We start from the raw sequence: 14,635 nt of genomic DNA on the forward strand, positions 1-14,635 counted from the left end.
CCACTGCGTCCACCGGAAACCGCCCGTGCCGAACAGGTCGCCGCGGGCACGGGACCCCAGGGACCCGCACCCGCGACGAGCGGGCCGTTCGCGCCTGCCGGTCCGCTCTGGCGCGGATGTTACTACCCGGGTGGTCACGAGGGGGAGGCGCTGACAGTCACCTCCTCGCCACGGTCCCCGCCCGCAGCTGGACGGTCACGGCCCTCGGTCTCCGCGATATGCAGGGCCGCGACGAGGTCCCGGTACAGGGTGTCCTTCGCGAGCAGCTCTTCATGGGTGCCCTGGGCCCGGATCCCGCCGTCCTCCATCAGGAGGATGCGGTCGGCGCGGATCACGGTGGACAGCCGGTGCGCGATGGTCACCACGGCCGCCCGCTCGGCCTGGCGGCGAACGCTCCGGGTGATGGCGGCCTCGGTGATCGCGTCCACCTGCGAGGTGGCCTCGTCGAGCAGCAGCACGTCCGGGGCGCCGAGCAGGGCGCGCGCCAAGGCGACGCGCTGGCGCTGTCCGCCGGAGAACGAGGAGGCGTCCAGCCGCGTGTCCAGCCCGTCCGCCAGCTCCTCGATCTTCTCGGACAGGAGCACCTCCGCCACCACCCGCCTCACCTCCTCGTCACCGGCTTCCGGGCGGGTGAACAGCAGGTTCTCGCGGACGGTGCCGGGGATGACCGGGGTGTCCTGCTCCACATAGGAGAAATGCGCGCGTACCTGCTGCGGAGACAGCTCCCGGTAAGGCTCCCCGTTGATCAGGAGCTGCCCGTGTTCGGGTTCAAGGAAGCGCAACATCAGGGAGAAGACGGTGGTCTTGCCCGCACCGGAGGGGCCCACGATCGCGGTGTGGCCGCGCCGGGGGATAGCCATGTCGACACGCTCCAGAGCCGCGGCCGCGCCCGGCGCGTACCTGGCGGTGACCCCTTGCAGCTCCAACAGCGGGCTCCCGTGGCCGTTGTCGGCGTCGGGGGCGGGGCCGTCCGTGCCGGAACCCTCGGGGGCCGGTGCGCCGCCGGTTCCCTCCTCGGCGGCGGGTTCGAGCGGGAGGGCCTCCACCTCGCGGATGCGCTTGGCGGCGGCGATACCCGACTGGAGGGTGGTCACGCTGTTGGAGAGCTCCATGACCGGGGTCAGCAGGGTGAACGCGTACAGGAGGAACGCGACCAGGGTGGAGACCGCCATCTCGCCCGAGGCGACCCGGAGCGCACCTACGCCGAGGATGGCGATGATGGCCAGCTGGATGCCACCGAAGGCGATCGTCCAGGCCACGGCCTCGCGGCGGACCGACCGGATCCCGTACCTCGCGGAGTCCTCGGCGTGGGTCAGGATCTGCGTACTGAGGCGGCCCTCGGCCCGGCTGACCTTGACCGTGCGGATCGCGCGGAGGGACCCGTCGAGCACCCCGCCCATCAGCCCGAGGGAGTTCTGCGCTCTCTCCTGGGCCTTGGCGATGGCGGGCATCAGGGTCAGGAAGAGGACCGTGACGACGGCCACCGCGGTGACCGTGACTCCGAGCAGGACCAGGTCCAGGACGCCCATCATGATCAGTGTTCCGACCAGTAGCACACCGCCGTTGATGAGGCTGATCACGCTGCTGGAGGCCGCCTCGCGCAGGAGGACGGTGTCGGAGGTGGCCCGGGTGACCAGCTCGCCGGAGGAGCGCTTGGAGAGCGGGATCAGGGCGGCCCGGAAGTAGCGGCGCACGAGTGAGGTACGCGCGTCCAGGACCACCTTCTCCGCGACGGTGCCGAGCACGATCCAGTGCCAGAGCCCGGACACGATGCCGAGCGCGAAGAGGCAGAGCAGGATCGTGATCGGCATGGCGAGGCTGCCGGCTTCGGAGACGGTGTCGAGCACGAACTTGACCACCATCGGGTTGGCCAGCTCTAGTGCGGAGCCGAACAGGGCGAGGACCAGGCCCAGGAGGAGTTTGCGCCGGTGCGGGCGGACGAAGGACCAGAGCACCTTCAGCTGCGCGAAGCGCGGTTCCGCGGTGGCTCCGGTGGTTCCGTCAGGCGGATCGGGTGGTGCTCCACTTGCTATTGAATGATCAGTCATGGCTCAAAGTAGGTCATATATGACCGATTATTGTCAACCAAGTACCTGCACATCTAGACTGAAGGCATGGTGAAGAGCGCTCCCTCAGAGCAAGAGACGAGGACCCGCGCACGGACCCGCCGCGCGATCCTCGACGCGGCGGTGGAAGTACTGGGAGAGAACCGGGCCGCGCCGCTGTCGCAGGTGGCAGCCGAGGCCGGGGTCGCGCGCAGTACGCTGCAGCGCTACTTCTCCGAGCGCGCCGAGCTCGTTACGGCCCTGCGCGACTACACCGACGAACTGGCCAACGAGGCCACCGAGAGGGCGCGCACCACCGAGGGCACCGCCATCGAGGCGTTCTCCCGGCTGGCGTCCGAGTACTTCTCGCTGCGTACGATCGCCATGCTCACCTTCGCCGACGACGACCCCACCGCGGAAAAGGGCGACGAGGAAGAGTGCGGGCCCGGTGACCTGGCCCTGTTCGACCTCATAGAACGCGGGCACGAGGACGGCACCATCGATCCCCGCGTCACCCCGCTGTGGGCGCAGCAGCTCATGTGGTCATCCCTCTACGCCGGATGGACCTACGTGACCGCCGCCCGGGTCCCGGCTTTCGAGGCCCACAACTTGTGTCTGATGTCGCTGGTCAAAGCGGTCGCCCGGGAGAAGTGAACCGGATCGCGGAAACACCGCGCCACTCCGTGGCGCACAGGAAAGCCGGGGCCCAGTCGCATGCCGGGCCCCGGCCATGGCAAGTGGAAGCGGGTTCGGGGGCTCAGAGGTAGAGGCCGGTGCCCCGGTCGGGAGCCTCGTTCGCGATCGCGTGGACGTCCCGCTCCCGCAGAACGACGTACCGCTCACCGTTCAACTCGACCTCGCCCTGCTCCTCGGGGTCGAAGAGCACACGGTCGCCGGTCTTGACGTGCCGGGCCCCGGTGCCGGCGCCGCGCACCTCACCCCACGCGAGGCGGGTCGCCAGCTTCACCGTGTCCGGGATGACCAGACCCGCACTGCTGCGACGCTCACTCTTGTCCGGAACCGCCTTCACCAACAGGCGATCGTGGAGCATCTGGATTTCAAGCTTTGTTTCGGGCACCACTCCAGGATATTGGTCCCGAACCGCTGCCGACCCCGAGCCCCGGCCTGAACCAGAGGCAACCGGAGTACACACGTGAGACATCCGAGGTTTGACGTTGGTTCGACCCACCCTTGGCGTCCGGTAGAGTGTCCATGTGCCGAGGCGGGGGAACCGCCCGGCCAACCAGGGGCTATGGCGCAGTTGGTAGCGCGCCTCCATGGCATGGAGGAGGTCTGGGGTTCGAATCCCCATAGCTCCACGAGTCGGCCCGCGTGGTCGGTTGCTTGGCAACCTTCCCCGCGGGCCGTTCCTGTTTTCGGGGGGACGACCCCCCGGGCCCCGGTGTGCACTCGCTGGCGCTCGCGCACCTCGCCGCCCCTGCTCGCGCGTGAACGCGCTCACCGCGGCGGCTCGCCTCCGGCTGAGGTCCGCGACCCTCCTTTTGTGCAATGTATTGGTTGCGCAATCATGTCCTTATGTGCAACCCTGTGGTTGCCATAAGGAGGCGGTCATGGACAGCATTGAAAAGCAGATCGACATCGACGCCACGGCTGAACGGGTCTGGGATCTGGTGTCGGAGCCAGGGTGGTTCATCAATGACGGCGCGATCGTGGAACACCGGATCGAGAAGGTCAGCGAGGGCGTCCAGGACGTACACGACCCCACGCATGGGAAGTTCCGGATCCGGACCGAGAAACTCGATCCGCCGCACTACGCCGCGTTCCGCTGGATCGGGGGCGAGATGGACCAGCACATCGCGGAGCGATCCACGCTGGTGGAGTTCTGGCTCGACGAGCGGCCCGGCGGGGTGACGCTCAGGGTCGTGGAGAGCGGTTTCTCGAAGCTCAGCCTCACCGAAGAGGCCAAACGTCAGCAGGTCGCGGAGAACACCAAGGGCTGGGAGGTCGAACTCGCGGCGGCCAAGGCTCTTGTGGAGGGTGGCCGGTGAGCGGTGTGGAGACCTCGCTGCCTCCGGTCTTCGCCGCTCTCGGCGACGACACCCGGTGGAGTGTCCTGGTCCGGCTCGGGCGGGGATCCGCCTCCGCCTCCGAGTTGGCCCGGGAGCTGCCCGTCTCCCGGCAGGCCATCGTGAAGCACCTCGAGGCCCTGCGTGCGGTGGGCCTCGTTCGCGCGGAGAAGCGCGGCCGGGCGGTCGTTCACGAGGTCGACGTCGTCCGCTTGGACGAGGTCGGGCAGGGACTGCGGAGCATCGCCGCGGCCTGGGACCGCAGGCTGGAGAGCATCAAGAAGATCGCGGAGTCCCAGGGCTGAGCCGCTGTTCGACGAAGGCGAGCAGTTCCGGGTCGGAGGAGGTCAGCCGGTCCACCTCGGTCCCTCCGTCACAGGTGCGCATCGACACCGTCACCGCGGTGGCGGTGCGCGCCACCACCCGCCATCGTGCGCCGTGCTCCTCCCAGCGCAGCAGCGAGGCGACGTGCGGGTTCAGGGGGTCACCGGTAGCCACCGCTGTCACCTCCGTCAACCAGAGCGGGTTCCCAGGATACGAAAGGGCGGCGGGCCCTCCCCGGCTCTCGGGAAGGGCCCGGCGGGTCAGGACGGGAGCGAGTAGAAGGTGAGCACCGCCGCGTGGTCGGTGGTCCACTCGTTGTCCTCGTGGTCCGGGTACGGGGCCGGGTCCCCGACGACCAGGTCGTGGGAGTCCAGCACACCGAGGTCGCCCGCGTGGTAGACGAAGTCGATCCGGTCCTGCGGCTCCTCCGGGCCGGTCGACCCCTCGTGGTACGGGTACACGGGGGACCAGGTGTTCCCCGGCTCGGCCCCGGGATCGGGGTGGGCTTCGCGGTAGGAGTCCGTGAACCCCTCCTCGGTCGGCAGCGTCGAGGTCGGCCAGGGCACGTCGGCGTAGCCGCAGTTCTCCTCGCGCAGCTCCTCGGTCCAGTCCAGGTGCGAAGGCGCGTTGAAGTCACCCACGAGCAGCACCGGAACATCGTCGGCGGCGTCGACCTGGTCGGACATCGCTTCGAGGGTGTCGGTGATCTGCGGGGTGCGGCCCGACTCGGCCTCCCGCTCCAGGACCTCGTCCGCGTCCATCCCGTCGAAACAGAAGTCGTAGGGGCCGTACGGGGTGTACCCGAGGTGCACGTTCCACAGGTTGACCTGGGACTCCTCGCCGTCGAGCTCGATCCGGACCCCGCCCGAAGCGTTGACCTCGCCGTACTCCTCCGCGATCGGGTAGCGGCTGAGTACTCCGAGGCTGTCGGAACCCTGCCAGTGGTACCAACCGAGTGCTTGGGCCAGCCGCTCGGTGTGCTCGCCCCGGGTCTCCTGGAGCCCCACGACATCGGCGTCGCTCTCCAACAGGAAGCGGACCTGCTTCTCGTGGTAGTCGTTCACCTGCGTGCCGCCGTGCCAGGTGTTGAAGCTCATCACCCCCAGCTCGTCGACGAGCGGCTGGTCGTGGTCCCGCACCGGGACGGTCACCTCCAGGCTCGCGGCCGAACCGTCGGCGGCGGTCGCCTCGACCGTCACTTCGGCCGAGGTCTCAGGTGTTCCCGAGAGGGTGCCGTCCGACGACACCTGGACCCAGCCGTCCCCGTCGACCTTCGCGAACTCGGTCCCCGAATCACCGCCGGAGACCAGTCCACTGAGCTCCGCCTCGTACGGCTCGCCCTCACGGGCGTTGTGCAAGGTGGCCTCATCGACCGGGAAGGCGATGCCCTCGTCCGCGGTGTTATTCACGTCCCCCAGGTCGGCGGAGAGGGGGCATGACCCCAAGGTCATGACCAATCCGGCGGCTGCCACTGGGGACAGGAAACGGACACGCATCCGGGCCTCGGTTCTCTAGGCGATTGTGGACCGGCCAGAACCTACCGTGTGGCGATGGTAAGCGGTAGACCGAGGATGGTGCCACGGGTGCACACCTTGCGGATGGGCACTCAGGAGCCCGGAGGGGCAGTGGAAGCACGGACGACCAGGCTCGGGGCGAGTACCTCGTGTCGGTCCCCGGTCCGTCCGCCCACACGCTCCAACAGCAACCGGGTGGCCAACCTCCCCATCACCAGACGGGGCTGGTCCACGCTGGTCAGGCGGGGCCGCACGGTCTCCGACAACGACGTGTTGTCGTAGCCCACCACCGAAACCCCACCGGGAGCGGCCCTCCCCGACTCGTGGGCCCCGTCGAGTACGGCCAGAGCGGCGAGGTCGTTGGCGGCGAACACCGCGGTGGGCTCCTCCGCGAGCAGCTCGGCGGCGGCTCCCTCCCTGCCCTGCCCGTCGCCGACCCGGCGGATGCTGATGTGCCCGGCCAGTCCCAGGGCACGCATGGTCTCCCGGTATCCCGCTTCACGCGCCCGCGAAGCCGGACGCCCGCTCCCCGCCAAGTGCGCGATCCGTTCATGGCCCAGGCCCGCCAGGTGGCTCACGGCTTCCTCGGCACCGGCCAGGTCGTCGTTGGCGACGGTGTCCACCCCCGGGGTGAAGGCCTCCGGCCGACCCACCACGACGAGGGGCACGCGCCGGGCGGCGGCGGCCAGCGCCTCGGGCGGCAGCCAGGAGCTGACCACCACCACACCGTCCACGTTCAGCTGGAGCAGCGCGTCCAGCTGTTGGGAGAGCCGGTCCGGGTCCCGGCGCCCGTGCGCCAGCAGCACCGTGAACCCGCGCTCCTCCGCGGACTCTTCGACACCGGACACGACCTCGGTGTGGTACGGGTTGGCCAGGTCGGTCAGGAGCACGCCCAAGAGCATGGTGCGCCCCTGGACGAGACCTCGCGCGAGGGTGTTGGAGCGGTACCCCAACTGGTCGGCGGTGGCGAGGATCCGCGCGCTGGTCGCGGGGCTCACCCCGTGGTCGCCACGCAGCGCGAGGGAGACCAGGGACTTGGACACCCCGGCGGCGGCCGCGACGTCCACGATGGTGGGGCGCGGCGCGCGCCCCTCTTCGCCTCTGTTCACAAGGACATTGTGTCGTGCGCGGGGCACCGGTGCGCGCCGAATCTGGAACGTTCCAGATTCGTTTCCCGAAGGTCCACCCGGGGGACTCCGGGAGTCCGTTGCCCGTGCCTAGCTTGTCCGGTGAACGCGGACCCAACCGGCAGGAGACCCCCCTTGGACACGGCCGTACTCCGACACCGACCAGACGCCCTGCTCCTGGACTTCGGCGGGGTCGTCTTCCAGACGAGCAAACGCCCCGAAGGGCGCTCCGATGCCGCCCGCCACCTGTCTGAAGTACTGGCCCGGGCCGGTCACCACGTCCCCCAGGAGATCCTGCACTCCTCCCTGGACGCCGGCCTGGCAGCGCTGAAGGACTGGAAGAACGCGTCCGGCCGCCGGCGGGCCCCGGAGGAACTGGACCACCGCACCATCTGGACGGACTTTCTCGCCTCGGACCTGGACGACCGCACCCGGGCGGTCCTCGCGGGCAGTGCGGCCGACCTCCTGGCTGATATGTCGCCCCTCATCTCCGAGCACGAGGTCCGACCCGGCATCCACGACCTCCTGGCCGCGGCCGAGACCCTCGGAGTGCGTGTCGGCATCGTCTCCAATGCCCACTCGGGCCGATCGCACCGCCGTATCCTCCGCGAGGCCGGGCTGGAACGCCGGTTCGGCGTGCAGGTCTACTCCGACGAGGTCGGTATCCGAAAGCCCCACCCCGAGATGGTCGCCCTCGCCGCCCGAGCGCTCGGCACCGTGCCGGAGCGCTGCTGGTACGTGGGGGACACCCAGGACCGGGACGTCGTGGCCGGGCGCAGGGCCGGGGCCGGTGCCGTGATCCTCACCCGCCACCGGCATACCGACACGCCCCCCTACCCCGTCCTGGAACGCGCCGACGCGGTCCTGGAGACCCCGGAGGGCCTGGTAGGTCCGCTTCTGCGCAGCTGTACCGATGAACCCGCTCCGCCCACCGGCACGGCCGGCCCGGCCCATCCCGCCCTCCCGGTCGACACACCCGGGCCGGTCACCTCCCCCGCGCAGGACACGGCCGAAGCCCGAGTCTCCTCCGAGCCCCACGCCCCCGTCCAGCCACCGTTCCAAGTTCCGGTCCGCGGACGGCCCGAGGGCCTGAACGGGATCCCTGGGGCGCTCCTCCTCGACCAGGGCGGTGTGATCGCGAAGTCCGTCCCCACCCCCGATGCCCAGCGCGCCTTCGCCCGCAACCTCGCCGCCCGGCTGGACCGCGCCGGGTACGCCGCCACCACCGAAGCCGTCCTCGCCCGGATCCTGGCCGGCCGAGAGCACTACCGGGCGTGGAAAGCCACCCACCCGGAGAACGGTCCAGTCCCCGAGGTCGCGCCCCGCCGGTTCTGGTACGAGATGGTCGGCCACGGCCTACCGGACCGCGCCAGGGCCCTCCTGCTCGCCGAGTCGGCCGAACTCATGCTCGAGTACGCCCGCACGAAGAGCTACGCCACCATGCGCCCCGGTGTGCGCGATGTCCTGGATTTCTGCGCCGAACGCAGCATCCCCGTCGGGATCGTGTCCAACACCGTGTGCGGACGCGCGGTCCGAGAGGAGCTCGACCGCTTCGGAGTACTCCACCTGATCGGCACCCACGTGTACTCCGACGAACTCGGCCGCCGCAAACCCGACCCCGCCACGGTCCGCGCGGCCACCACGGCCCTGGGCGCGGCGCCAGCAGACGCGTGGTTCGTGGGTGACAAACCCTGGCGCGACACCGCGGCCGCCCGGCGTGCCGGAGTCGGCGTCTCGGTGGTCGTTCGCGGCGGGTCGGCCTCCGACGAGCGGATCGACGCCGTCCCCGCCGACCTGTGCCCCACCCATGTCATCGACGAGGTGGGCGATCTGCTCGGGCTCTGGGCCGACCAGACCGCGCACCCGGCCCCCGAACCCCTCAGCCCGCCAGTCCCACGGTCACTGACCTGACCAGCCCGTCCCCCCGCTCCGGCGAAAGGCACCCCATGACCGAGTCCCCCCGCCCCACCCCGTCCCCCGACGCCAGCCGCCCTGCCAAGTCCCCCCGGAGTTCCGGCCCGCCCGAACTGAACTCCGGACAGAAGCTCATGGTGTTCGTCCTCTCGATGACCCTCTTCGGGCTGGCGACGATCCTGACCGAGATCATCCCCCGGATCCACGTCGGTCCCGTCGACCTCAAGGTCTCCTACCTCGTGTTCGTCCCGCTCGTCATGGTCGCCTTGTTCAATCCTCTGTGGGCGGCCCTCGGAGCACCGCTCGGCGAGATCGTCTTCGTCGACCTGCTCATGGGCGACTTCTCCGGAATCGGAGAGCTCGAGGGCTACGTGCAGATGTTCCTCGGCCTCTACATCGCAGGGTGCCTGGTCCGCGACCCGCGCAACCGGTGGCAGTTGGGCATGGCGGCCCTGGTCGTGGTGCTGGTGGACAAGTTCCTGTCGGCGATCGTGGACATCGCCAAGGTGTGGGTCGGTGTGGAGGGAGCCGAATACGTTCCCGGCCTGCCGCAGTCGATCCTCCTCCTGGAAGCCGTCGATATCCTGGTCGCGGTGGCCATCAGCGGAGTCCTCTTCGGTGTGCTGCCGGCGATCGCCCTCGCACCCCGCCTGCACGGCAAGATCGAACCCCTCCTCGGACTGGCTCCGCGCGACCCCCGCCACCCGATCCCGCTCGCAGAACGAGGCACCGCCGCCTTCCTGCTGCTCGCCCTCTTCCTCGCCTTCGTTTCGATGATCGCCGCCTTCACCTCCGCGATCTTCGACAACTTCGGGGTGTGGGACCCCGACTTCATCGACGTGTACGGCGCCCGTTTCCTCTGGGTTGGGGTGTCAGCCGCGCTGCTGGCCCTGATCGGCCTGGTCCTCACGGTGCGCTTCGTCATCGCCTCACGCCGCCAGCGGGCGGGGCAGGGCCCGACAGAGAACACGGGCCAGGACTCAGCCCCGGCGGAGCGGGGAGGGCGGCGATGACCGGCACGGACACCGCCCCGGCCATCGAGGTCGAGGAGCTCGCATTCCGCTACCCGGGTGCAGACAGCGACTCGCTCACGCGAGTGGACCTCCGGATCGAACGAGGAGACTTCACGGCCGTGGTCGGCGGCAACGGCTCCGGGAAGACCACCCTGTGCAAGACCTTCAACGGGCTGGTCCCGCACTACTGGTCGGGACGTTTCGACGGCTCCGTGCGGGTGCTGGGACAGGACACACGCGAGCTTTCCGTGGGCGCCCTTTCCCACCTGGTCGGCTACGTCTACCAGGACTTCGGAAACCAACTGGTGCGTCCCACCGTCCGCGACGAGGTCTCCTTCGCCCCTGTCAACTTCGGCCTGGCCGACCACGGCGAACGCACCGACGAAGCCATGGAACTGCTGGGCATCACCCATCTCGCAGACCGGTTCACGTGGCAGCTGTCCGGTGGCCAACAGCACCTGGTCGCCCTCGCCGCCACCATGGCGCTTCGACCTGAAGTGGTGGTCGTGGACGAGCCCGTCGCCGAACTCGACCCCGTTCACGCCGACGGCATCTACGAGGCCCTCGCGGACCTCAACACCCGGCTCGGCACCACGGTGGTCGTCATCGAGCACCACGCCGAGTATGTGGCCCGCCACACCCGCTCGGTGGTACTCATGGCCGACGGCGCACCCGTGTGGCACCTGCCGACCCGGGCCGCGGTGGAGCGCGTCGAGGAGCTCGAACGGCACGGCATCCCCGCACCCCAGGTCGTTCGGGCCACACGGAGTCTCGCACCGTGGGCCCCGGTCCCGCTGACCGTTGAAGAGGCTGCCGGACACCTGCACGGACTCGTTCCCGCCCCTGAACCACAGAATCCCCGCGGGGGTCCCCGAACCTCCCGGGGCCATGGGGAACCGGTCGCCGAGATGACCGGCGTCGGGCACGGCTACCGGGAGGTCGGCGGCGACCTGTCCGCCGTTCTGCGAGGCCTCGACCTGACTCTGCGCGACGGGGAACGCGTCGCCCTCGTCGGCGGGAACGGGGCGGGCAAGTCCACGCTCATGCGCCTGCTCACCGGTCTCAAGGTGCCACGGGAAGGCACGGTCCGGGTCGGCGGCACCGACACCCGGACCGTCCGTCCTGCCGACCTCGCAGACCGGGTCTGCTACCTCTACCAGCGTCCTGAGCAGATGTTCCTCAAGGACAACGTGCGCGGCGACGTCGCCATGTTTCCCCGTGGACGCGGCCGACCCGACACCGACACCCTCGTCGCCGACGTCCTGGACCGGGTCCACCTCACCGGCCTGGCCGACCGCGACGGACGGCTCCTCTCCGGAGGCCAGCAGCGCCGCGCCACCCTCGCCATCGGCCTGGCCACACGCCCCGCACTGCTTCTGCTCGACGAACCCACCTCCAGCCTGGACACCGCCAGCCGCGAAGCCGTTATCACCCTGCTGGACACCCTCGCCCACACCATCCGCTGCACCCTCGTCGCCACCCACGACATGCACCTGGTCGCGGAATGGGCCCGCAGAGTGCTCGTCCTCGACCAAGGACGAGTCATCGCTGACACCACACCCGCCGAACTCTTCGCCGACCCCGCCCTCATGGGGGCCGTCGGCCTGACCGCGCCCCAGATCACCCGCCTCGGACTCACCCTCGGCCTCAACCCGCCGCCCCTGACCGTCGGGGAACTCCTCGACCGGCACCAGCCCACCGGGAGGACCCGTGCGTAAGGAACGCGACAAGCTCTCCGTGGAATGGGTCAAGCTCGAGCTGCTCCGCACCGCCTACGCCACTCGCGGTGGCATGCTCGCGGCCCGGGACCCCCGGTTCGTCATCGGCTGGTACCTGATCTTCGCTATCGTCCCGTGGCTCACCCACAACATCACCGTGCTGGTCGCGCTGTTCACCGTCTGCGCCGCGGCCGTCATCCTCAGCCGGGTCGGTCCGCTCATCCTCGGCCTGTTCGTCATCGGGTTCGTCGTGGAAAGCTTCTACGTCCTGTTCGCCTCCTGGTTCTTCGGCGGCGACCTCACCACCGTCCTCGCGCTTGTCGTGCTCACTCTCAAACTCGCCACCGTCAGCCTCGCCAGCATGGCCGCCTTCGTCTCCCTCGACCCGGAGAAGCTCTCCGACGGCCTCCTCAGCCTGCACGCCCCCGCCATGCTCAGCTTCGGCGTGAGCTACGGGTACCGGATGCTCCCCGTCCTCATGGAGGAGTTCCACACCGTCGTCGACGGCCACCGCCTCCGCTCCGCACCCCTGCCCGCCAAGGGCGTCCTGGGCTGGCGCCTGGTCGTCCGCACCGCCACCACCGTCGTCCAAGCCTTCTACCCGCTCATGCTGAACACCGCCAAGCGCACCCGTACCACCGTCGAAGCCCTGGAGACCAAGGGATTCACCTACGCCGCCGAACACCCCGACGGACGCCGCATCCGTCTCGCCCACTTGCGCGCCGACCACTGGGACGTCCTGCTCCTCGCCGGAACGGTCCTCCTCGTAGCCGCGGCCTTCGCCCTCGGCCACGCCTACCCCCTCCACGGAGGGGTGCGCTGAAACACCCTCCCCGCCCGTGCAACCCACCCCTCCCCTTCCGCTAGACTGGTGTCATCGCTTCACGGGGCTATGGCGCAGTTGGTAGCGCGCCTCCATGGCATGGAGGAGGTCTGGGGTTCGAATCCCCATAGCTCCACGAGTCGGCCCGCGTGGTCGGTTGCTTGGCAACCTTCCCCGCGGGCCGTTCCTGTTTTCGGGGGGCGACCCCCCGAGCCCCCCGGTGTGCGCTCGCTGGTGCTCGCGCACCTCGCCGCCTCTGTTCGCGCGTGGGTGTGCTCGCTGCGGCGGCTCGCCTGTGGCCGGGGCGGGTGGTCGGCGCGCCGCTCAGCGTGTTGAATGCGGCCTCGGATCGGCTGCTTCCGGTCGAGACCCGGTCACCGTTCCACGTGGGCGGCCAGGTTGGCCAGGGACGAGGCCAGACCGGCCTCGTGGTCCTGCTGGGAAATGCCCGGGGGGACGTCCGCCGCCCGGATGGTCACCAGGGTTGCCCCGCCGGAGTCCTCCAGCTGCCAGGTCATGGTCATCGTCCCGGCGAAGGCCGGATCCTCCGACTCGAACACCACCCGTTGGACGACCCGCTCGTCCGGTGCCAGCTCCGTGAACTCCGCCTCCACGACATCGGTGTCCTCCGACGACTTGCCGTGCCCGGCTTCCCGGTAGGTGAGCACCATCCGGTAGCCGCCGCCCCTCCGGGCGTCGAAGTGCTCCATCCGTCCGGTCATGCCCTCCGGAGGGAGCCACTGCTCCAGGCTGCGGGGGTCCACCAAGGCGCGGTAGACCGACTCCCTGGGAGCCCGGATGGTCTGGCTTCCGCTGTCGACACGCCCCTCCGGATTGCTCATGGAGCGAGGTTACCCGCGGTCTCGCGTTCCTAGACTGAGCGGATGGACCACACCGTGAACGGCCAGGCGACAGACGAGACCAGCCCTGTCATCCAGGTGCTGGAGGGGATCCGCGACGAGGTCGCCGAGATGTCCGGCGGCACGGTGGCGGACTACATACCCGAGCTCACGAGTGCGGCACCGGAGACCTTCGGTATCGCCGCGGTCAGCGCGCACGGCCGCTCCTACTGTGTGGGCGACTCCGACCACACCTTCTCCGTCCAGTCGATGTCCAAGCCGTTCGTCTACGCGATCGCCGTGGAGGAGTGCGGGCTCGACAGGGTCCACGAACACGTGGGGGCCGAACCCAGCGGGGAGCCGTTCAACGCGATCAGCCTCGACGAACTCGGCCGCCCCGAGAACCCGATGATCAACGCCGGAGCGATCGTGACCACCTCACTGGTCGAGGTCGGGGCCTCGGGTGACCGGTTCAAGCGGATCCAGTCCGTGCTCTCGGCCTTCGCCGGAAGGGACCTGTCCGTCGACGAGGACGTGTACCGCTCGGAGGCGGAGACCGGGCACCGCAACCGGGCCCTCGGATACCTGAGCCTGTCCGGGGGCGTTCTCGTCGGGGACGTGGAGTCGGCGGTCCAGGACTACTTCCGCCAGTGCGCTCTGTCCGTCACGGTTCGGGACCTGGCGGTCATGGCCGCCACCTTGGCCGTGGGCGGGATGAACCCGGTGACCGGCGAGCGGGTCGTGTCCCAGCGGACGGCCCGGCACACCCTGTCCATCATGTCCAGCTGCGGCATGTACGACCGTGCGGGGGAGTGGGGGCTGCGCGTGGGCATCCCCGCCAAGAGCGGGGTGAGCGGCGGCATCCTCGCCGCGGCACCCGGTGCTTTCGGGGTGGGGGTGTTCAGCCCGCCATTGGACGACGCGGGCAACAGCGTGCGCGGGGTGGCCGCCCTGGAAAGGCTCTCGGACGACTACGACCTGCACATGCTCCAGATGCCCTCGGAGCCTCCGTCGCCCGTACACAGCGTGACGCGTTCAGACGGCATGCTGGACGTCCGGTTGCGGGGTGAGATCGACTTCCTCGCCGCCGAACAGGTGGTCTCCCGGCTGGCGGAGGCGATCGACGACGCGGGGGTGGACTCCGTCAGCGTCGCGCTCGAACGCGTCTCCGGGCTGAGCGAGGCGGCCCGGTCCCTGCTGGCCGCGGAGCTCACCGAGCTGGCCGATGCCGGGGTCGATGCCACGGTCAGCGACCCGCGGGGCGTACGCGAACCCTGATCGATCATGCTGC

At 69.8% G+C, this 14,635-nt stretch carries 14 protein-coding genes and 2 tRNA genes; 10 read left to right on the forward strand and 6 right to left on the reverse strand.

The window, feature by feature from the left end:
* Window positions 1-134 precede the first annotated feature (134 nt).
* Entirely contained in the window at window positions 135-1,955 is a 1,821-nt protein-coding gene (locus ACYVD1_RS00500) for an ABC transporter ATP-binding protein (RefSeq protein WP_460766142.1), read from the reverse strand.
* 159 nt (window positions 1,956-2,114) lie between these two features.
* On the opposite strand from ACYVD1_RS00500, the gene ACYVD1_RS00505 reads away from it, so the two are divergent.
* Entirely contained in the window at window positions 2,115-2,699 is a 585-nt protein-coding gene (locus ACYVD1_RS00505; protein ID WP_460765865.1) for a TetR/AcrR family transcriptional regulator, read from the forward strand.
* Between the two features lie 103 nt (window positions 2,700-2,802).
* On the opposite strand, the gene ACYVD1_RS00510 is transcribed toward ACYVD1_RS00505, so the two are convergent.
* Entirely contained in the window at window positions 2,803-3,096 is a 294-nt protein-coding gene (locus ACYVD1_RS00510) for a GroES family chaperonin (protein ID WP_460755643.1), read from the reverse strand.
* Between the two features lie 195 nt (window positions 3,097-3,291).
* On the opposite strand from ACYVD1_RS00510, the gene ACYVD1_RS00515 reads away from it, so the two are divergent.
* The 3 genes from ACYVD1_RS00515 (at window position 3,292) to ACYVD1_RS00525 (ending at window position 4,377) form a co-directional block, all read left to right on the forward strand.
* Window positions 3,292-3,364 (forward strand) — tRNA-Ala (locus tag ACYVD1_RS00515).
* 252 nt (window positions 3,365-3,616) lie between these two features.
* Window positions 3,617-4,054 carry an SRPBCC domain-containing protein gene (locus ACYVD1_RS00520; RefSeq protein WP_460765869.1) on the forward strand — a complete coding sequence of 146 codons (438 nt, stop codon included), beginning with the start codon at window positions 3,617-3,619 and terminating at the stop codon, window positions 4,052-4,054.
* A gap of 5 nt (window positions 4,055-4,059) precedes the next feature.
* Window positions 4,060-4,377 carry an ArsR/SmtB family transcription factor gene (locus ACYVD1_RS00525; RefSeq protein WP_460766145.1) on the forward strand — a complete coding sequence of 106 codons (318 nt, stop codon included), beginning with the start codon at window positions 4,060-4,062 and terminating at the stop codon, window positions 4,375-4,377.
* Here ACYVD1_RS00525 and ACYVD1_RS00530 read toward each other — a convergent pair.
* The 3 genes from ACYVD1_RS00530 to ACYVD1_RS00540 all read right to left on the reverse strand — a co-directional run bounded on the left by ACYVD1_RS00530 (window position 4,349) and on the right by ACYVD1_RS00540 (window position 7,019).
* Window positions 4,349-4,570 (reverse strand): hypothetical protein, encoded by a 222-nt coding sequence (locus tag ACYVD1_RS00530; protein ID WP_460765872.1) that lies wholly within the window; start codon window positions 4,568-4,570, stop codon window positions 4,349-4,351. The genes ACYVD1_RS00525 and ACYVD1_RS00530 overlap by 29 nt on opposite strands.
* 86 nt (window positions 4,571-4,656) lie before the next feature.
* Entirely contained in the window at window positions 4,657-5,847 is a 1,191-nt protein-coding gene (locus tag ACYVD1_RS00535; protein ID WP_460765875.1) for an endonuclease/exonuclease/phosphatase family protein, read from the reverse strand.
* A 155-nt stretch (window positions 5,848-6,002) separates the two neighbouring features.
* On the reverse strand, window positions 6,003-7,019 hold the full coding sequence (locus tag ACYVD1_RS00540) for a LacI family DNA-binding transcriptional regulator (RefSeq protein ID WP_460765878.1): 1,017 nt from the start codon (window positions 7,017-7,019) through the stop codon (window positions 6,003-6,005).
* Between the two features lie 153 nt (window positions 7,020-7,172).
* Here ACYVD1_RS00540 and ACYVD1_RS00545 point away from each other — a divergent pair, with 153 nt between their 5' ends.
* The 5 genes from ACYVD1_RS00545 to ACYVD1_RS00565 all read left to right on the forward strand — a co-directional run bounded on the left by ACYVD1_RS00545 (window position 7,173) and on the right by ACYVD1_RS00565 (window position 12,641).
* A complete protein-coding gene (locus ACYVD1_RS00545; RefSeq protein ID WP_460765881.1) occupies window positions 7,173-8,948 on the forward strand; it encodes an HAD family hydrolase in 1,776 nt (591 codons plus the stop codon).
* A 35-nt stretch (window positions 8,949-8,983) separates the two neighbouring features.
* On the forward strand, window positions 8,984-9,964 hold the full coding sequence (locus ACYVD1_RS00550; RefSeq protein WP_460765884.1) for a cell division protein FtsQ: 981 nt from the start codon (window positions 8,984-8,986) through the stop codon (window positions 9,962-9,964).
* Window positions 9,961-11,682: an ABC transporter ATP-binding protein gene (locus tag ACYVD1_RS00555; protein WP_460765888.1), complete on the forward strand. Its 1,722-nt coding sequence runs from the start codon at window positions 9,961-9,963 to the stop codon at window positions 11,680-11,682. The genes ACYVD1_RS00550 and ACYVD1_RS00555 overlap by 4 nt, the downstream gene beginning before the upstream one ends.
* Window positions 11,675-12,505 carry an energy-coupling factor transporter transmembrane component T family protein gene (locus ACYVD1_RS00560; RefSeq protein ID WP_460765893.1) on the forward strand — a complete coding sequence of 277 codons (831 nt, stop codon included), beginning with the start codon at window positions 11,675-11,677 and terminating at the stop codon, window positions 12,503-12,505. The genes ACYVD1_RS00555 and ACYVD1_RS00560 overlap by 8 nt, the downstream gene beginning before the upstream one ends.
* 63 nt (window positions 12,506-12,568) lie before the next feature.
* Window positions 12,569-12,641 (forward strand) — tRNA-Ala (locus tag ACYVD1_RS00565).
* Window positions 12,642-12,879: 238 nt separating this feature from the next.
* Here the strand turns inward: ACYVD1_RS00565 and ACYVD1_RS00570 are convergent.
* Window positions 12,880-13,347 carry an SRPBCC family protein gene (locus ACYVD1_RS00570; RefSeq protein ID WP_460765897.1) on the reverse strand — a complete coding sequence of 156 codons (468 nt, stop codon included), beginning with the start codon at window positions 13,345-13,347 and terminating at the stop codon, window positions 12,880-12,882.
* A gap of 42 nt (window positions 13,348-13,389) precedes the next feature.
* Here ACYVD1_RS00570 and glsA point away from each other — a divergent pair, with 42 nt between their 5' ends.
* Window positions 13,390-14,622: a glutaminase A gene (gene glsA, locus ACYVD1_RS00575; RefSeq protein ID WP_460765900.1), complete on the forward strand. Its 1,233-nt coding sequence runs from the start codon at window positions 13,390-13,392 to the stop codon at window positions 14,620-14,622.
* Window positions 14,623-14,635: the final 13 nt, after the last annotated feature.

The organism is Nocardiopsis nanhaiensis (assembly GCF_054778635.1).

Coding starts and splice junctions, on each gene's coding strand:
- ACYVD1_RS00505 (WP_460765865.1), top strand. CDS start 2,115: ATGGTGAAGAGCGCTCCCTCAGAGCAAGAGACGAGGACCCGCGCACGG.
- ACYVD1_RS00510 (WP_460755643.1), bottom strand. CDS start 3,096: ATGCTCCACGATCGCCTGTTGGTGAAGGCGGTTCCGGACAAGAGTGAG.
- ACYVD1_RS00520 (WP_460765869.1), top strand. CDS start 3,617: ATGGACAGCATTGAAAAGCAGATCGACATCGACGCCACGGCTGAACGG.
- ACYVD1_RS00535 (WP_460765875.1), bottom strand. CDS start 5,847: ATGACCTTGGGGTCATGCCCCCTCTCCGCCGACCTGGGGGACGTGAAT.
- ACYVD1_RS00550 (WP_460765884.1), top strand. CDS start 8,984: ATGACCGAGTCCCCCCGCCCCACCCCGTCCCCCGACGCCAGCCGCCCT.
- ACYVD1_RS00555 (WP_460765888.1), top strand. CDS start 9,961: ATGACCGGCACGGACACCGCCCCGGCCATCGAGGTCGAGGAGCTCGCA.
- ACYVD1_RS00570 (WP_460765897.1), bottom strand. CDS start 13,347: ATGAGCAATCCGGAGGGGCGTGTCGACAGCGGAAGCCAGACCATCCGG.
- glsA (WP_460765900.1), top strand. CDS start 13,390: ATGGACCACACCGTGAACGGCCAGGCGACAGACGAGACCAGCCCTGTC.